Annotated in this window: 15 protein-coding genes; 12 read left to right on the forward strand and 3 right to left on the reverse strand. The window is 38.3% G+C overall.

Annotation, left to right across the window (positions count from 1 at the left end; all coding sequences use genetic code 11):
* Positions 1–150: 150 nt before the first annotated feature.
* The 3 genes from ACMKPP_RS01360 to ACMKPP_RS01370 all read left to right on the forward strand — a co-directional run bounded on the left by ACMKPP_RS01360 (position 151) and on the right by ACMKPP_RS01370 (position 3,658).
* Positions 151–690 carry a cysteine hydrolase family protein gene (locus tag ACMKPP_RS01360; RefSeq protein ID WP_155085814.1) on the forward strand — a complete coding sequence of 180 codons (540 nt, stop codon included), beginning with the start codon at positions 151–153 and terminating at the stop codon, positions 688–690.
* A gap of 369 nt (positions 691–1,059) precedes the next feature.
* On the forward strand, positions 1,060–1,689 hold the full coding sequence (locus tag ACMKPP_RS01365; RefSeq protein WP_418369193.1) for a superoxide dismutase: 630 nt from the start codon (positions 1,060–1,062) through the stop codon (positions 1,687–1,689).
* A gap of 322 nt (positions 1,690–2,011) precedes the next feature.
* On the forward strand, positions 2,012–3,658 hold the full coding sequence (locus tag ACMKPP_RS01370) for a DUF438 domain-containing protein (protein ID WP_418369194.1): 1,647 nt from the start codon (positions 2,012–2,014) through the stop codon (positions 3,656–3,658).
* A gap of 217 nt (positions 3,659–3,875) precedes the next feature.
* On the opposite strand, the gene ACMKPP_RS01375 is transcribed toward ACMKPP_RS01370, so the two are convergent.
* Positions 3,876–5,063, reverse strand: coding sequence for a MalY/PatB family protein (locus ACMKPP_RS01375; RefSeq protein ID WP_077707782.1), 1,188 nt, complete (start codon positions 5,061–5,063; stop codon positions 3,876–3,878).
* Positions 5,064–5,496: 433 nt separating this feature from the next.
* Between ACMKPP_RS01375 and ACMKPP_RS01380 the strand changes: the two genes are divergently transcribed.
* Positions 5,497–6,849, forward strand: a complete 1,353-nt coding sequence (locus tag ACMKPP_RS01380; RefSeq protein WP_004694624.1) for an NAD(P)-dependent oxidoreductase — start codon at positions 5,497–5,499, stop codon at positions 6,847–6,849.
* A 501-nt stretch (positions 6,850–7,350) separates the two neighbouring features.
* Positions 7,351–7,626 (forward strand): helix-turn-helix domain-containing protein, encoded by a 276-nt coding sequence (locus ACMKPP_RS01385; protein ID WP_004694625.1) that lies wholly within the window; start codon positions 7,351–7,353, stop codon positions 7,624–7,626.
* Here the strand turns inward: ACMKPP_RS01385 and ACMKPP_RS01390 are convergent.
* Positions 7,604–8,281 carry a lactate utilization protein gene (locus ACMKPP_RS01390; RefSeq protein WP_105087231.1) on the reverse strand — a complete coding sequence of 226 codons (678 nt, stop codon included), beginning with the start codon at positions 8,279–8,281 and terminating at the stop codon, positions 7,604–7,606. The two genes, ACMKPP_RS01385 and ACMKPP_RS01390, sit on opposite strands and share 23 nt — an antisense overlap.
* A gap of 345 nt (positions 8,282–8,626) precedes the next feature.
* On the opposite strand from ACMKPP_RS01390, the gene ACMKPP_RS01395 reads away from it, so the two are divergent.
* The 5 genes from ACMKPP_RS01395 (at position 8,627) to ACMKPP_RS01415 (ending at position 13,468) form a co-directional block, all read left to right on the forward strand.
* Entirely contained in the window at positions 8,627–9,841 is a 1,215-nt protein-coding gene (locus ACMKPP_RS01395) for an ATP-binding protein (RefSeq protein ID WP_101928562.1), read from the forward strand.
* A gap of 57 nt (positions 9,842–9,898) precedes the next feature.
* Positions 9,899–10,897 (forward strand): phosphate acetyltransferase, encoded by a 999-nt coding sequence (gene pta, locus ACMKPP_RS01400; RefSeq protein ID WP_008602113.1) that lies wholly within the window; start codon positions 9,899–9,901, stop codon positions 10,895–10,897.
* A gap of 262 nt (positions 10,898–11,159) precedes the next feature.
* Positions 11,160–11,819, forward strand: a complete 660-nt coding sequence (locus tag ACMKPP_RS01405; protein WP_101928561.1) for a DUF542 domain-containing protein — start codon at positions 11,160–11,162, stop codon at positions 11,817–11,819.
* Between the two features lie 277 nt (positions 11,820–12,096).
* Positions 12,097–12,891 (forward strand): hypothetical protein, encoded by a 795-nt coding sequence (locus ACMKPP_RS01410; protein WP_101928560.1) that lies wholly within the window; start codon positions 12,097–12,099, stop codon positions 12,889–12,891.
* Positions 12,892–12,922: 31 nt separating this feature from the next.
* Positions 12,923–13,468 carry a glutathione peroxidase gene (locus tag ACMKPP_RS01415; protein ID WP_418369195.1) on the forward strand — a complete coding sequence of 182 codons (546 nt, stop codon included), beginning with the start codon at positions 12,923–12,925 and terminating at the stop codon, positions 13,466–13,468.
* 170 nt (positions 13,469–13,638) lie between these two features.
* Here the strand turns inward: ACMKPP_RS01415 and ygiD are convergent, their stop codons facing one another.
* Positions 13,639–14,433, reverse strand: a complete 795-nt coding sequence (ygiD, locus tag ACMKPP_RS01420; protein ID WP_123138173.1) for a 4,5-DOPA-extradiol-dioxygenase — start codon at positions 14,431–14,433, stop codon at positions 13,639–13,641.
* Positions 14,434–14,873: 440 nt separating this feature from the next.
* Here ygiD and ACMKPP_RS01425 point away from each other — a divergent pair, with 440 nt between their 5' ends.
* A complete protein-coding gene (locus ACMKPP_RS01425; RefSeq protein ID WP_004694640.1) occupies positions 14,874–15,230 on the forward strand; it encodes a winged helix-turn-helix transcriptional regulator in 357 nt (118 codons plus the stop codon).
* Positions 15,231–15,418: 188 nt separating this feature from the next.
* Positions 15,419–16,120, forward strand: coding sequence for an MBL fold metallo-hydrolase (locus ACMKPP_RS01430; protein WP_123138172.1), 702 nt, complete (start codon positions 15,419–15,421; stop codon positions 16,118–16,120).
* Positions 16,121–16,202 lie beyond the last annotated feature (82 nt).

Below are 16,202 nucleotides of genomic sequence, written 5' to 3' on the forward strand. Positions count from 1 at the left end.
ATGACACTTTCACAACAACATGATAACAATGTATAGAGTTGCTAGATACTATTGATGGTATAAAGAATAAAGAGTATAAATAATAAAGAGTATAAATAATATTGATTGGAAATAAGTACTTTGTTTTGTAGCCTATATACAGGAGGAGCTATGCAAAAGGTTCTAGTAGTTATCGATATGCAAAATGATTTTGTAGATGGTGCCCTTGGTTCATCGCAAGCACAGTTAATCGTAGATAATGTACGTAAGAAAATTGAAAGCTTTGATGGTCCTATCATCTTTACGCGTGACACGCATGATAGAGATTACTTGGAACACCAAGAAGGAAAGCTTTTACCAGTGCCACATTGCGTTAAAAATACCGAGGGCTGGCATATTGTGGATGGCTTGATTGAGGCTGCAGAAGGTCGATCAATTATGAGCCCTGTATCATTTGTAGATAAACCAAACTTTGCTTCTTTTGAGCTGCTCACTCGGTTAGAGGGCATGGATAGGGTAAATCCTATTGAGTCTATTACGCTCATCGGATTATGCACAGATATTTGCGTTGTTTCCAATGCGATTATGTTGAAAGCAGGCTTGCCAGAGATTCCTATTCACATTGATTCGAGCTGTTGTGCTGGCGTAACAGAGGAGTCCCATCAAGCGGCATTAACAACGATGAAAATGTGTCAGTGCATTGTTGAATAATTTGTATATATCTGTATATGTTTTTATGTAGAACTATGTGTTATTGCTGAGTAAAAGTCACATAACAATCAACTAATGAAAGGCTGTGGGAGTTCCCATGGCCTTTTTATGTTAGCCTTTTATATTGACGTTTTTCTATATAATGTGTACAATTAGATAAAGAATGATAATTCATATCAATTTATTGGCTAAAAAGTATATCTTAACTTCTGGTTAAAGTTAGGATAATACGTCTCTTCTTGAAGTATATATGCTATGCTAGTAGATTGATTCTATACTACCGATGCAGGTGCATCGAATCGCTTTCACAAGAACGATGATATGAAATAGTTAACATTGTTCTACGCCCTAAATTTAAGGAGGACTATTATGAAACCTTTCGAACTCGCACCCTTACCCTATGCTTATGATTACCTAGAGCCTGTTATTGATGTAGAAACAATGAAATTGCATCATGACAAGCATCATCAAGCATATGTTAATAATTTGAACGCTGCCATCGCGAAATACCCGGATCTTGCGTATGGCTGTGTAGACTGCATTCTCGGCGATATTGCTAATGTGCCCGAAGATATCCGTCAAGCTGTTATCAATAATGGTGGCGGTCACAAGAACCACACCATGTTCTGGGAAATTATGACAAAACCAGATACTTCTAAATTGCAAGGTCCTTTGAAAGAGGCTATTGACGCTGAACTTGGTGGCTACGATGCGTTTGTTGAAAGCTTCTCTACTGCGGCAGCTACACGTTTTGGCTCTGGTTGGGCTTGGCTTGTGGTTAATAAAGATGGCAAGTTAGAAGTGACATCCTCTGCAAACCAAGATAATCCTATATTGGAAGGTAAAACAGCAATTCTATGCTTAGACGTTTGGGAACATGCATACTACTTGCACTACCAAAACCGTCGTCCAGATTATATCAAGGAATTCTTCCGCGTTATTAACTGGGACAAAGTTTCTGAAAACTACGAAAAAGCATTGAAACCACATCATGATTAAGTGGTACACTTGTTAGAAACAGAAACAGAAACAGAAACAGAAACAGGCATAATAATATAATGTAACGTAAATACCGGATAGTTGGTCTACATGATCGATTATCCGGTGTTTTATTACTGTTATTTCATCTTATAAATAACTTTCAAAAGTATAGCCATGGATACAGATTTTCTAATCGATATCGTTTATCATAGAACCATAGGTCATTACATATAGACCTTTTACCGTAAATAAATAGCCTCATATGTGTGATATACATATATAGAGGGATGATACTATTTTATAAGTATAGTATAGAAATTTTTGACACGAGGGGAACAAAATGGAAAAGAAATTAGATTTATCCAAATCTGTATATGATTTGGTAAAAGAATATCCTGAAGTAACAGATATTATGAAGGAATTAGGATTCAGCGAAATCACAAATAAGGTGATGTTGAATTCTGTTGGCAAAATCATGACTATCCCAAAAGGGGCTAAGATGAAAGGTGTATCCATGATTGATATCGTGGGTGCTTTTATGAAAGCTGGTTTTACCTTAGAAGGTGACATGCCAAACCTATCGGGTGATGATGCGGAATCTACGGGTCATCCTGGCGTGGCACCTACTGCAGCGGTTACAAAGTCTAATGTTACGGATGCATCTGCTAAGGTAGCTTCTAGTACAGTTGCAGCAGACGCAGTAGAAATAAATGCAGCAGCATCTACTACAGCGAAAGCTAACACGGAAGAAAATTCCGAAGCTAAGGCTGAAGATGCTGTTCAAGATAGCGAACGTGTAGAGCAACTTAAAGGATTCCTGAAACGTTTAGGCACAGGCGAAGACCTGGGTGCCGTTCGTGAAGATTTTGCTAGTCAATTCGCCCATGTTGAGGCTAGTGAAATTATGAAAGCTGAGCAAGGTCTCATGCGTGAAGGTACACCGTTAGCTGAGGTGCAACAATTATGTGACCTTCACTCCGCCTTGTTCCACGGTTCTACCATTCATGAACAAATGGAGTCAGAACATGCTAAGGTTGAGGCTGTGCTAGAGGCTCAAGAGAAGAGCAAAAGTGTGGTGTCCTTGATTGAAACTGTAGGACATCCACTCCATCAATTAACAGAGGAAAACAAGGCTCTTGATGCGTTAATTGAATCCATTCGACCTAAGGTGGCAGATAAAACGGCAACCGTTGATGATGTAAATGCAGTGCGTCAAGTATCTGTTCACTATGCTAAGAAGGGTGACCTTTTGTATCCGCATTTGAAAGTAGCCTATGATATTTCTGGTCCATCTATGGTCATGTGGACTGTTGATGGTGATATTCGGGACCAACTAGGTGATTTAGCTAAGTCTAGCCAAAGCGTAGATGATTGGTATAGACGTTTTGATGAGCTTCTTACACGTGCGCAAGAAATGATTTATAAAGAACAAAATATTTTGTTCCCAATCTGTGCAGAAAACTTCAGTACTGAAGAGTGGTACCAAATCTACAAAGATACAGCACAGTATGAAGAAATCTTTGGGGTAAAACGCACTGCTTGGCTAGAGGCTGAAACCGCATTAGCAACACAAACAACAAAAGCAAGTAGCGATGATAATACCATTGCTCTAATCGGTGGTACCTTGACTGTGGATCAATTGAATGCCATGCTTAATACAATGCCAATGGAAGTCACCTTCGTTGATCACGAAGACATTAACCGTTACTTCAACGATGGTGAAAAGGTCTTTAAACGCCCTACGACAGCTATCGGTCGCGATGTGTATTCCTGCCATCCGCCAAAGGTAGAACCAATCGTACGTGGTATCATTGATTCCTTCCGTAAAGGTGATCGCGATAATGTAGCAGTATGGCTTGAAAAACAAGGTCGTCCGTTCTATGTCAATTACATGGCTGTTCGTGATCAAAACAATAACTATATTGGTACATTGGAACTCGTACAAGACATGCAATTTGCAAAAGATCATTTCGCTAGAACTAAATAAGACCCTATATATGTGGTAACCTGAATAGGTAACATATATGAGACATATATAGAAAAGTAAGACATATATAGAAAAAAGGCTGCTCTACACGATTTGGTGGTAGAGCAGTCTTTTTGTATGCCTTATAGTTTACCGCACATACATCGCTGTATGTACTAAGGTTGTGTAGGGGATAGTATGATTGGATACAATTACTATGCTTAATATGACTGATATGTTAAATATTTCTAATAATGCTGTGGGTAGCGGTTTTTATGTTTTCTAGGCTTGTAGCCAAGTTCAGACGTACAAAGGTTGCGTAGTTTTCGTCTCCGAACCATTCGCCAAAGCTTGGTGCGAGGTGGCATTTGTTTTCAAATAGGTCGTGCATATCTTCGGGCTTTACATAGGCACTAAAGTCAATCCACGCTAAATAGGTGCCATCCATAGGGCTGATGCGGATTTTTGGTAATGCCGTACAAAGCTCTCGGCATAGATATTCATAGTTTTCACGAACCATGGCCAGTACATCTGTTAACCATGCTTCGGCCTCTGGGTGAGTGTAGGCTGCTGTGATGGCAGTTTCGGCAATAACGTCTGAGTCCGTATGGTATACATGAGCTTTATAGGCGTTGAATTGGCTTCGTAGCTTTTCGTTAGGAATGATAACCTCTGCGTGGTGCAAGCTAGCCATATTGAACGACTTGGACAAGGAGGACATGGCAATCATGTTATCTACATAGGCTCCGCTCTTTACGGTTAAGGATGATGTAAAGGCTGTTGGGCCTGTAATAAGGTCTTGATGGATTTCGTCGCTTATGATGAGCACATGGTGGCGCTTACAGATGCCAAATAATCGGCCCATCTCCTCTTCCGTCCACACATGGCCCACAGGGTTGTGTGGGTTGCAGTGAATGAACAGCTTCACATCGTGCTCGATAATTGCTATTTCAAAGGTCTCATAATCGACAGTATAGCGATTATCTTCGTTCCGTTTCATCGGAACTGCGATGATGTGACGTTGTGCATCGCTGGCGCTCGTATCAAAGGCGCCGTATACAGGACTTAGAACGGCGATGGAATCGTTTGGTTTTGTGAAAGCCCCAATACACCACATAATACCGGTAATGACATTGGGGGTGCTAGCGAGCCATTCTTCTTGAAGATTACAATGATGACGACGTTTATACCAGCTTATAACAGCCTCTATATAATTTGGATTTGTCATAGTATAACCTAACGGATTGGCTTTCACATAGTTACAGATGGCATTTTGGATGCACTGAGGTGGCATAAAGTCCATATCGGCTACCCATAGTGGTAATAGGTCGGTACGAGTGAATTTTAAATGCTCACCGTCCCATTTGCGGGAATGAGAACCGTGGCGGTCTATATAGTATTTGCTAGTGAATTCTGCTGTGTTCATAAGAAACCTCATATAAGGATATACCTTGGCTTTTATATCTTTAATTCTTATATGTATATTTAATTACGAAATAGATATTTCTATTCCGTAAGGTGTATCTCTAATTCTTATTACTGTATCTATTATCAGTATACATGCATCCTATTATATGTAAATGGACTTGTATAAAATCTATGCAATCCTTGCATGAATAGGGGCTATATTCGTATACAAAAGGTGTTATATTTGCTTGACTGTTGGGACTTTCACAATTTAGAATATACTATAGAATAGTGTGAGTCTGACCAGTGACCACACGTCTATCGAATGGTTACAAAAGATAAATGTTAGCAGCATGTGGCGGCGTCCCTATGTGAGAGGGCTCATCGGAATGCTTAGGTGCATGCAACGCTGTAAGTATAGTATACTGGATCCTTGTTAGGAGGCATGTGCCATGAGTAACGAATTAAAACCACTACATTTTGATGCGGATTATACGATGGAGGAAGCGCTCGCGGAGGCGAAACGTTGTCTAAATTGTCCAAAACCTTTATGCCGTATGGGTTGTCCTATTGAAAACGAAATACCTCGTTTCATCCAAGCTATCGCACGTGGTAATTTTGGTGAAGCTAATGATATCTTGGCGGAACGAACAAATTTACCGTCTATCTGCGGTCGCGTGTGCCCACGAGAAAATCAATGCGAAGGCAACTGTATCATGAATAAGGCGAAAAAACCGCCTATTAACATCGGTAAATTGGAACGCTTCGCTGCTGACTTTGAAAGCATCAATGAACTTCGCAAACCTAAGAAGATTAAACAAGATCTTGGTAAGGTAGCGGTAGTAGGGTCTGGTCCTGCAGGTTTGTCCGTAGCAGGTGATGTGGCTAAACTCGGTTATGAAGTAACCGTATTTGAAGGTCAATCTGAACCAGGGGGCGTACTCTTATTTGGTATTCCGGAATTCCGCTTGTCTAAAGCCGTTGTACGTCGTGAGATCGCTCGTCTTGAAGGGTTAGGCGTTAAGTTCGTATGCAATACATTTATCGGCCAAGATAAAACTTTGGATGATCTCTTTGCTGAAGGGTATGATTCTATCTTCATCGGTACTGGTACGCATATTCCTCAAGACGTGCGCATGGAAAACGATGAAGTACCTGGTGTATTCCAAGCAATGTACTTGTTGACGAATGTACAATTGGTAGAAAATGGGGAACTTGATGAAAATCAAATTCCTGTTAAAAAAGGAGACCGTGTTATCATCATCGGCGGTGGTAACGTAGCGATGGATGCGGCTCGTACATGCGTACGTTTAGGCTGCGAAGCGGTAACAGTAGCATATCGTCGTAGCCAAGAACAAATGCCAGCCTTGTTGTCTGAATACGAAGAGGCCCGTGCTGAAGGCGTTCAATTCCAATGGTTCGCTTCTCCAGTAGGCGTAGAAGGTACAGACAAGGTAGAAGGCTTCAAATATGAAGTGATGGCGCTTAATGAAGATGGTGCAGGTATCCACGGTACTGGTAACTTCCAAGTCATGCCTGTTGATAAAATCATTATCGCCGCAGGTCATAAACCAAATGCTCGTCTTGTAGGTGAAGGTAATAACTTAAAAGTAGATGAAAAAGGTTATATTATTACATCTGAAGATCCATATGGTATGACTAGTCGCGAAGGCGTATTTGCAGGTGGTGACGTTGTTCATAAACCTGCTACCGTAGTATTGGCTATGCGTGAAGCTAAAAAAGCCGTTGATGGTATGGTTAAATACATGGAAATCAAAAAAGCACAAGAAAGCGCAAATCAATAATTTTATATAAATACATAGAAAGGACTATACAGTTCAGCTGTATAGTCCTTTTGTATTGTTAATAGACTTATTATTTCTAAATGTATTTTAACAATATTGCGTATTTACTATATATCGCATTTACTATATATCGCATTTACTTTATATCGTATAGTCTTCTTGTATTATAAATAAAACTAGGTAATTTTATAAATCAAGTGTATGCATAATGTATGAATACTGTAAAAGAATTGCAATATATAGATAATACCTGTATTTTTGATTTACTATCTGTATTTTTAATGATAATAACTTTTATATATACTAAAATTCCACGAAATGATGAAATCCTACGCAATGAAATCTGCATAGAACAAAAGCCTTAATTAAAATGATTTACACATTAGTTTTTGTTAAGGCTTTTGTGTTATCGCTTTTCAACCACTACTAGGAAATGATTGAGCCCAGATTTATAGTAAAGGCATAAATATGTGTTGAGGGAGAAAGTAGATAGAGGTTGGCATGAATCCTATCGTATGTTGTCAAGATCTACAAGTTCGACAAGAAGTTCACAAGCTTGGTGTATTGATTTTACTTTGGCGCAGACAATTGGGAATGACTCAATATCAATTGGCAGATAAATCTGGTTTAGCCCAATCTTATATTAGTGACCTTGAAAGTGGTGCCGTAGATCCTCGGTGGTCCACAATTTACAGAGTCGTGTATGGACTTGGAGAAATGAATATACAAGATTTTTTGAATGGGCCGCAAACCATTAGAAGCCTAAAGATTCATTAATGATGATGACTTCCATGGTTTGCATATTGCGCATCTTTTTATAGTAAATCGTTAATGCATTGCATATACGATCTGGAGAACCACAGTCATAGCATTTTTCTTCTAATCTAGCACATGGATTGAGAGAGCTCTTTTTATTCTTTTTGCTGTTGAGCGGAGCGGCCACATTGCGTGCACGATAGATGGCGGAAGCTAAATCCGGCGTGATTTTGTTGATGCCTAGCACAAAAAACACCTCTTGAGAGCCAAAGAGTGAGGCGGCAACACGATTACCCGTACCATCAATATTGACCATTTCCCCCGTTTGAGCAAGAGCATTGACTGAGGTAAGGAATACATCACGTCCCATGGTGCGCAATGCGGTGTCGCGGAAGCTTTCACCAGGAAGGGGACGTTGGATATCCGTTACATCTTTGTTGACTTCGGATAGGGCTTCATAAGCATTGAGTTTTAGTAACGTGCGAGAGTCCCCGATGGCTACATGTTTGTTTTGAATACGATCTTTTAAATAGGAAATAGCTTCAGTACCAGTTTCGAAATAATGGACTACAAAATTATTGCGTTCCAAGGCTTTAATTGTTTTCTCTATGTCTATAGGTGTGTCATTGTATTTTGGATGTATAACAGCATTGATCGTTGTCTCTGTATTCGCCATAAGACCTCCTAAAGGGGTGTATAAGGAATATAAATTGGCATTTGGCTATCCGTATTTTGTTTCTATTATTGTAGCGTATTATGTGTAAAGAGTTCAATTATTGGTATGTAGTTCATAGATAAACATTAATTGAAGTGCTGTATGTTTAAATTTAAAGTAAAACTTTAGGAATCTAATCCAATTTTATGCTTAAAATAATAAAAATTTGGAGTGAAATCCAACTTTATGATAAAATTAATATGAAGTTGGAATGGAATCCAAATTTATTAGGTAAGTGATATGATATCTGATATTACTAATACATGGGTTCCATCTATGAGAAGGTACATAGATGAGGAGGCCCTTATGAAGTTAATTCAGCGCCAAGGATATCTAGATTTTTTACGGCGTAATCGAGAGCGGCCTATTATTAAGGTCGTTTCAGGCATACGCCGTTGTGGTAAATCTACATTGTTTAGGCTGTTTAAAGATAAGTTATTGGCAGATAATGTGAAGCCTGAACAGATTATTTCCATTAATTTTGAAGAATTGGAATACGAGCATTTGCGAGATTACCATGCGTTGTATCAATATATTTTAGAACGTATGCAGCCTAATGAAACGAATTACATTTTTCTTGATGAAATTCAGCATGTAGATCAATTTCATCGTGTCGTAGATAGCTTGTTTGTAAAAGAGAACACAGATTTATATATTACGGGCTCCAATGCATACTTTATGTCTTCTGATATCGCCACATTATTGACTGGACGATATGTGGAAATTCAGATGTTGCCATTGTCCTTCAGTGAGTTTTACCATAGCAAGTATGAGGGTAATCAGTATTCTTTGATTCCTGCCTATGAGGCCTATCTTCGTGAAAGTTCCTTCCCTTATACTCAGCAATTAGGGGGCGAAGACTTTGATATTCAAGAATATTTACGTGGATTATATAATACTTTGTTATTGCATGATGTTGTGGCTCGATTGAAAATTAATGATGTCACAATTTTACAAGATATAGTGCGGTATATTATGGCGAATGTTGGTAGTTTACTTTCACCAAATAAAATAGCCAACTCTCTCGTTAGTGCAGGTCGAAAAATCGATAATAAAACTGTAGAACGGTATTTACAAGGATTACAGGATAGCTTGTTGTTATATAAGGTAAATCGCTATGACGTACGAGGTAAAGAATTACTACGTATCAATGCAAAGTATTATAGTGTTGATGTAACATTACGAAATTTGCTAGTGGGGAATGCGAGTCGTGATACAGGTCATATACTAGAAAATATCGTTTTTCTAGAGCTCATTAGACGAGGATACACCGTATATGTAGGGCAACTGGCTAAGGGTGAAATAGATTTTGTAGCACAAAAAGGGGGGATTACCGAATATTATCAAGTTAGTGAGACCGTACTTGACTCTAATACTTTGAGCCGAGAACTAGCACCGCTTGAGGCGGTACAAGACCAATACTCTAAGTTTTTGCTCACCTTAGATGAACTAAATAAAAATGCCAACTACGACGGAATTCAACAACGAAATGTTTTAGAATGGTTGTTAGAGAGTCGTTAACTTGCTATAATAATAGTATTGATATGGCGTAAAGCCAATGTTAAGGAGGCAAAAATCGTGGATTTAATTCAAAAATTAAAAGACCAAGTAAAACCATTAGGTAAAAAAATCGTGTTGCCAGAATACAAAGATGAACGCGTATTGAAAGCAACTGAAATTATTTTGAAAGAAGGTTTCGTAACACCTGTACTCGTTGGTAATCCTGCTGAAATCGCTGAGGCTGCTAAAGCTGTTGGTGTATCCATCGAAGGTGCTGAAATTATCGATCCAGCCAACTATGATCGTTACCAAGAAATGGTTGATACATTCGTAGAATTGCGCGCTAAAAAAGGCATGACTCCTGAAAAAGCTGACGCAACTATGAAAGGCGATTGCTTGTTCTTCGGCGCTATGCTTGTTCGCCTTGGCGCAGTAGATGGCATGGTTGCTGGTTCCGCTTGCCCAACAGCAAACGTATTGCGCGCTGCATTGCAAGTTGTAGGTACTAAACCAGGTCTTAAAACTGTATCTTCTTCCATGTTCATGTTCACAAGCAAAAAAGAATATGGCGACGACGGTATGCTAGTATTCTCTGACTGCGGCGTATTGCCTAATCCAACTAGCGAACAATTGGCTGATATTGCAGAATCCACTGTAGAAAAAGCTCGCAAAGTTGTTGGCATGGCTGACCCTCGCGTATCCATGTTGTCCTTCTCCACAAAAGGTTCCGCTTCCACTCCAGAAGTAGATAAAGTGGTTGAAGCTGTTAACATCTTGAAAGAACGCAACGTTGATTTCAAATTTGACGGCGAATTACAATTGGACGCTTCCATCGTTCCTTCCGTAGCAGAAAAGAAAGCTCCTGGCTCCAACGTAGCTGGTAAAGCTAACATCTTGATCTTCCCTGATCTTCAAGCTGCTAACATTGGTTACAAATTGGTACAACGCTTCTCCGGCGCTGATGCTCTTGGCCCATTGATTCAAGGCTTGGCTAAACCAGTTCATGACCTTTCTCGTGGCTGCTCTGCTCAAGACGTTGTAGACGTTGCTGCTATCGCTGCTGTTGAAAGTATCTAATAGCTGCCTACATAATTATATATACACATATGTCATGTATGTTTTGATATGCTGAAAGCTGGCTCTATAGGGCCAGCTTTTTGTATGTTCAACATATATCCATATATTTTATATTCATCACGCCATGTTATTTCCTACAGCGTTACCATTGTTGTCATGTTACTTTCAAATTCGTAGCCACTGCGACAGACAGAATCCATGGTTGGTCGTATAGTATAACTATAAGAAAATAGATCGGCGTAAACGATTGGAGGTGTATCTTATGAGTTTTGGGACTATTAATAAATCCATGACCGTAGCTGATGCGGTTAAAGTAAATCCAGAGTTAATGGATGTATTAGCAAAAGATGGAATTGATTTTTGCTGTGGTGGCGGACATCCTTTAGCGGAGGCTATTGCAGAAAAAGGTAAAGATGTGGATGCATACATTGCTATGCTAAATGATGTACAAGTTGCTCAGAAATCTTCTCGTGCAGAGGTGCTTAGCTATTCTAAAGACCAATTGATTGATTACATCGTTCATAATTACCATCGAGAACAATTAAATATGATTGATGAAATTGACCAAGGGTTGGCAAAACTGCTAAATGTACATTATGACCATCATGGTGAGGAATTGACAAAGATTTATCAAACCTTTTTGCAACTCAAATCCGCTCTTGTACCTCATTTCCGGCATGAAGAACATGTAGACTTCCCTGAGTTTAAAGCGGGGAAACCCGTAGACTTTGAAGAACTTCGTGCTGAACACGAAGCTGCAGGTGTACTTTTGGAATCCTTAAGTGCATTGACCAATCAGTACACGGCACCAGCAGATGGTTGTGCTACTTATGTCTATGTATTTAAGACCATGAAAGCCTTAGAAGAAGGCCTTCATGAACATATTTTCTTAGAAAATTCTGTTTTGTTTGACATGAAATAGATTATAATATCATCTATATAACGAACAAGGAGCTATTGCAAAATGGCTCCTTGTATGTAGTAAAGACACCAATTGAATGGTTGGTGTCTTTTGTTATCTTGAGAATCATGAGTTTGTAGCTATAGTATGGGGGAAATACATCATTTGCATAAATTCATATAGAAGGTGTATGATTAAATTAACTATATTTGATTAATATCTTTAATCAATATATTGAGCAAATGCACTTGATATATACAGGTGTAGGTATGTTTGAAGTCGTGAAAAGGAGAGGGCTATGATTTCTGTATTCGACACAAATCCTGTTGTTTTTGAAAGTACGGATCGTATATTGACGGTTAGTTACAATGGTGTACTCTGTAAAGATTCGAATGGACAAGTTATAACTGACATTGATTTTGATGATGTAAATGAGCTTCATCTTACAAGATATTTAAATTCAAATAGTAACTATTCGATTATATTTAGAGACCATAATTGGAAAAATATAGAAGGTCAAGATTTAGATACTGACCGTACAGATTATAATACTGGTCATAATATTCGTGAAACCAAAGCAATCATTGCTGCTTTTGCTCGCCATAAATTGACAGCGGACTTCCCTGCGAATTTAGATACTCTTCAATTGCCACTAGATTACTCCTATATGGGTAAACGAGAAATTACTATTAAAAACGGTGTTATTTCGAATGGTAAGGTAGATATTCCTATTAATGAAATTCGTCGCGTAGTGTGTGCATCTAATGGTACAATTAGTAAACTATTAGTATATAAAGAAGAAAAACCTAGTTCTTTCTTTAAAAAGATTTTCGACAAATGTGATATGAAAATTACGTTGAATGCTATTACGTTGCCTTTGTTGGAAGCTATCGTAACACGTAATACCGGACATGGTATCGACTTCTCCCGCGGTAACGGTTTTGATCAAAAGGATTCCAACTATATTATTATTCGCTATCTTGACTCTGGATTCTTCCTTGAAAAAGATGGTACAGCAACAACAGAATGGCAAAAAACTGCGGCGGAAACAACGGCAAAATTTAATTATGATGTGAAAACATTATTAGTGTAATAAAGATTTTTAATTTAAATTAGGAGATTCCATGTCTGTATATCAATTTTCCCTCCCTACTAAGTCTGGGGAATTACAATCCTTACAAACTTATGAAGGTAAAGTTCTTATCATTGTTAATACGGCAAGCAAATGTGGATTTACTCACCAATATGAGGGGCTAGAGGCTCTTTATAAGCAGTACAAAGAGCAAGGCTTAGAAATTATTGCGGTTCCTTCCAATCAATTTGGAGAGGAAGAACCTGGTTCTAATAACGAAATCCAATCTTTCTGCAAATTGAATTACGGTGTTACTTTTACCGTTATGGGGAAAGCAGATGTACGCGATGAAAGTGCATTAGACCTTTTCAAATACATGATACGGGAACAACCATTCCAAGGCTTCCCACCTAGTGATAAAACTGAAATGCTTACAGATTATCTCAATGGTATCGATCCTAATTATTTAAAGGACGATGAGGTAAAGTGGAACTTCACTAAGTTTGTTATAGATCGTAAAGGTAATGTGGTAGGGCGCTTCGAGCCTGTTGTAAAACCGATGGAAATGGAAGCTTTCATTAAAAAACTTATTAAGTAGAGTCATTAGTATGGTAAAGAAAAGAACCGCTAGTTTTTGTAACTAGCGGTTCTTTTGCGTAAATAAATATATATATATATATATTTATTTTTGTTTATACATAGTAATGTAAGGTTTTATGTGAATAGGAAATAAAAATTTCCTAGGAGATTTTTTGTATCATTATGGGCTTAAAGTATGTTTTGAGGCTCATCTTTAAAGATAAATCCCGTCATCGATAGGGAGCCCGACTTATAGGTTTGATTAAATACAGTCGGTTTTGTCCCTTCGCTAGCGGCCATAATATAGATTAATGGTAGATAGTGATCTGGTGTAGGTGCAGCATAGCTAGCCTGAGGATGTTGGGTGTAATTAACAACAGTATCTACATCATTTTCTAAGATTGCTTTAGAAATGTATTGGTCAAACTCAATTGTGGCGGAGGTGCCAGATGGATTATCCCATTCTATGCGTCTTAGATTATGAACGATATTACCACTGCCCATGATGAGATAGCCTTCATCGCGTAATGATTGAAGTTTTACGCCTAATTGATAGGCTTCTTTTGGGCTTAGGTATTTATTGATAGATAGTTGGACAACAGGAATTGATGCATCAGGGAACATGTGAACTAACACGGTCCACATGCCGTGGTCGATACCCCAAGTGTTATTTATAGAAATGGAGTTACCCAGTAATTTTTGTACTTCTTTCGTTAAATTGCTGTCACCCTTAGCAGGATACACAACTTCGTAGAGTTCTTGAGGGAATCCATACATATCGTAAATTTGTTTTGGATTCTCTGCACTTTGAATGTAGGTGCCATCTGCATACCAATGGGCAGAGATGGCAAGTATGGCTTTTGGTTTGCCATAGTTGTTAATTATATTTTGTCCTATACTTTTGAAAGTATTTGTTGTTTCTGTATGTTCTAAAGCCATCATAGGGCTGCCGTGACCGACGAATAGTGTAGGCATGCGTTTCATAATATCACCTAATCCTTCAATTGATAATGTGTAATCTGTTTAATGCTGTAAAATTGATACAATTGTTTAGCTATAAATGTTGATGACTAAATCTAATAGTTATTGATTCACCAACCGATAATTGTATTTAGTTAGTGAGTTTATTATATATTGGTGCAAATATTTTGAATAGTAGAATTATTTGAGATAGGTACTATCAAATATGATAGAATTGTGATATTTACTGATTAAAAATTTTTCAAAAATTTTTGTACCCTAAAAAATGATACTATAAAATACTTGCAATTCTAAAAAATTGTGATATGATTTGAACTACATTAAGTGGAAATATTTCTAATACCGAAATAGAAATTGTAGTATAGCGATAAAGAGTAGCATAGCTATAGGTATTATTTTTGTTATAACAAGCTACTTAAGCTAGATATATAAGGAGAATGACAATGGCAGAGCAACTTGTAAATGTTCATGATCTAGTTGGCAGATGTCCTTTTGCAACGAGTCAAAAGTTATTGGCTGGCAAATGGTCTTTGTTGATTATGCATGAATTATCTGAAGGTCCTGTGCGCTTCCGTGAACTAGAACGGAGATTACATCCAATTACACAAGCTACACTTACAAGAGCGTTGCGCCAAATGGAAGATGATGGCCTTGTACATCGTGAAGTATATGGAACCATTCCACCAAAGGTTGAATATAGCCTTACCGAAGTGGGGGCTGGTTTTAAAACTGTATTAGCTTCCCTTGAAAACTGGGGTAACCAATATATCGACTATATGAAAGCCGCTGGCCGCATCTAAGAAATGCCAGCGGCATTTCTGCCCTTATTATGATACATATGGGGCACTATATATTTGATAAGACTTTAAAAAAGTCCTTTATATGTGTCATGAATAGCCATTTGTTTATGCCATGCATTTAGAAAAATATGGTATAATAAAAAATACGAATGATATAAATTCTCAATAAATTAGAGGTATTGATAATAATGTTACATGTTACTTTTTTAGCGCATAGCGGATTTCTCGTAGAGGATGGTAAGCGTTGCTATGTGTTTGATTATTATAAGGATCCTAATAATATTGTTTGGCAGTTGGCTAAACGAGGTCGTGAACTTTGGTTCTTCGTAAGTCACACTCATGGAGATCACTTTAACCCATCCATTACGGAGTTTGATGGTCCTCAAACGCGCTATATTTGTCATCAAGATGTGCCGTTAGAGGGCAAGGTAAAAAAATGTATTACCATGCGCCCTGGCCAAGATGCACTATTAGATGATGTAGGCATCCATATGTATGGCAGCACCGATGAAGGGGGCTCTTTTTACATAAAGACAAATACGGCGAATATCGACTCTGACTCTATCTTCCATGCAGGAGACCTTAATTGGTGGCATTGGCTTGGTGATACGCCAGAAAACAATGCGGATGCAAAGCGCATGGCTTGGCGTGAGTTCAAGGAATTAGAGGGCTTGTCCGTAGATGTAGCGATGTTCCCTGTAGACAATCGTTTGGAAGACGCTATGGAGTGGGGTAGTATTGAATTTTTGCGCCGTGTACAGGTGAATAAAGCCTTTATTCCAATGCATTTGAATGGTCCATTATGGACACCGTCTGTATACTTTAAAGCTCTCTTTGGGGAGGTGCCGATTTGGGAACCTCAAAAAGATGGCGATGAGGCTACTTTTTAGATTGTAGATATAATTTGTGAAAGTCCGTAGGCCTCGAGGTCACTACGTTATATAGGAACAGTCTATATGCGTAATTGAGTAA

The sequence above is a fragment of the Veillonella parvula genome (assembly GCF_048309325.1).
Taxonomy (GTDB): Bacteria; Bacillota; Negativicutes; order Veillonellales; family Veillonellaceae; genus Veillonella; species Veillonella parvula_T.

Excerpts from the sequence above, each read along its gene's own strand:
- ACMKPP_RS01360 (WP_155085814.1), top strand. The coding sequence starts at position 151 with ATGCAAAAGGTTCTAGTAGTTATCGATATGCAAAATGATTTTGTAGAT.
- ACMKPP_RS01365 (WP_418369193.1), top strand. The coding sequence starts at position 1,060 with ATGAAACCTTTCGAACTCGCACCCTTACCCTATGCTTATGATTACCTA.
- ACMKPP_RS01370 (WP_418369194.1), top strand. The coding sequence starts at position 2,012 with ATGGAAAAGAAATTAGATTTATCCAAATCTGTATATGATTTGGTAAAA.
- ACMKPP_RS01375 (WP_077707782.1), bottom strand. The coding sequence starts at position 5,063 with ATGAACACAGCAGAATTCACTAGCAAATACTATATAGACCGCCACGGT.
- ACMKPP_RS01380 (WP_004694624.1), top strand. The coding sequence starts at position 5,497 with ATGAGTAACGAATTAAAACCACTACATTTTGATGCGGATTATACGATG.
- ACMKPP_RS01385 (WP_004694625.1), top strand. The coding sequence starts at position 7,351 with ATGAATCCTATCGTATGTTGTCAAGATCTACAAGTTCGACAAGAAGTT.
- ACMKPP_RS01390 (WP_105087231.1), bottom strand. The coding sequence starts at position 8,281 with ATGGCGAATACAGAGACAACGATCAATGCTGTTATACATCCAAAATAC.
- ACMKPP_RS01395 (WP_101928562.1), top strand. The coding sequence starts at position 8,627 with ATGAAGTTAATTCAGCGCCAAGGATATCTAGATTTTTTACGGCGTAAT.
- ACMKPP_RS01405 (WP_101928561.1), top strand. The coding sequence starts at position 11,160 with ATGAGTTTTGGGACTATTAATAAATCCATGACCGTAGCTGATGCGGTT.
- ACMKPP_RS01410 (WP_101928560.1), top strand. The coding sequence starts at position 12,097 with ATGATTTCTGTATTCGACACAAATCCTGTTGTTTTTGAAAGTACGGAT.
- ACMKPP_RS01415 (WP_418369195.1), top strand. The coding sequence starts at position 12,923 with ATGTCTGTATATCAATTTTCCCTCCCTACTAAGTCTGGGGAATTACAA.
- ygiD (WP_123138173.1), bottom strand. The coding sequence starts at position 14,433 with ATGAAACGCATGCCTACACTATTCGTCGGTCACGGCAGCCCTATGATG.
- ACMKPP_RS01425 (WP_004694640.1), top strand. The coding sequence starts at position 14,874 with ATGGCAGAGCAACTTGTAAATGTTCATGATCTAGTTGGCAGATGTCCT.
- ACMKPP_RS01430 (WP_123138172.1), top strand. The coding sequence starts at position 15,419 with ATGTTACATGTTACTTTTTTAGCGCATAGCGGATTTCTCGTAGAGGAT.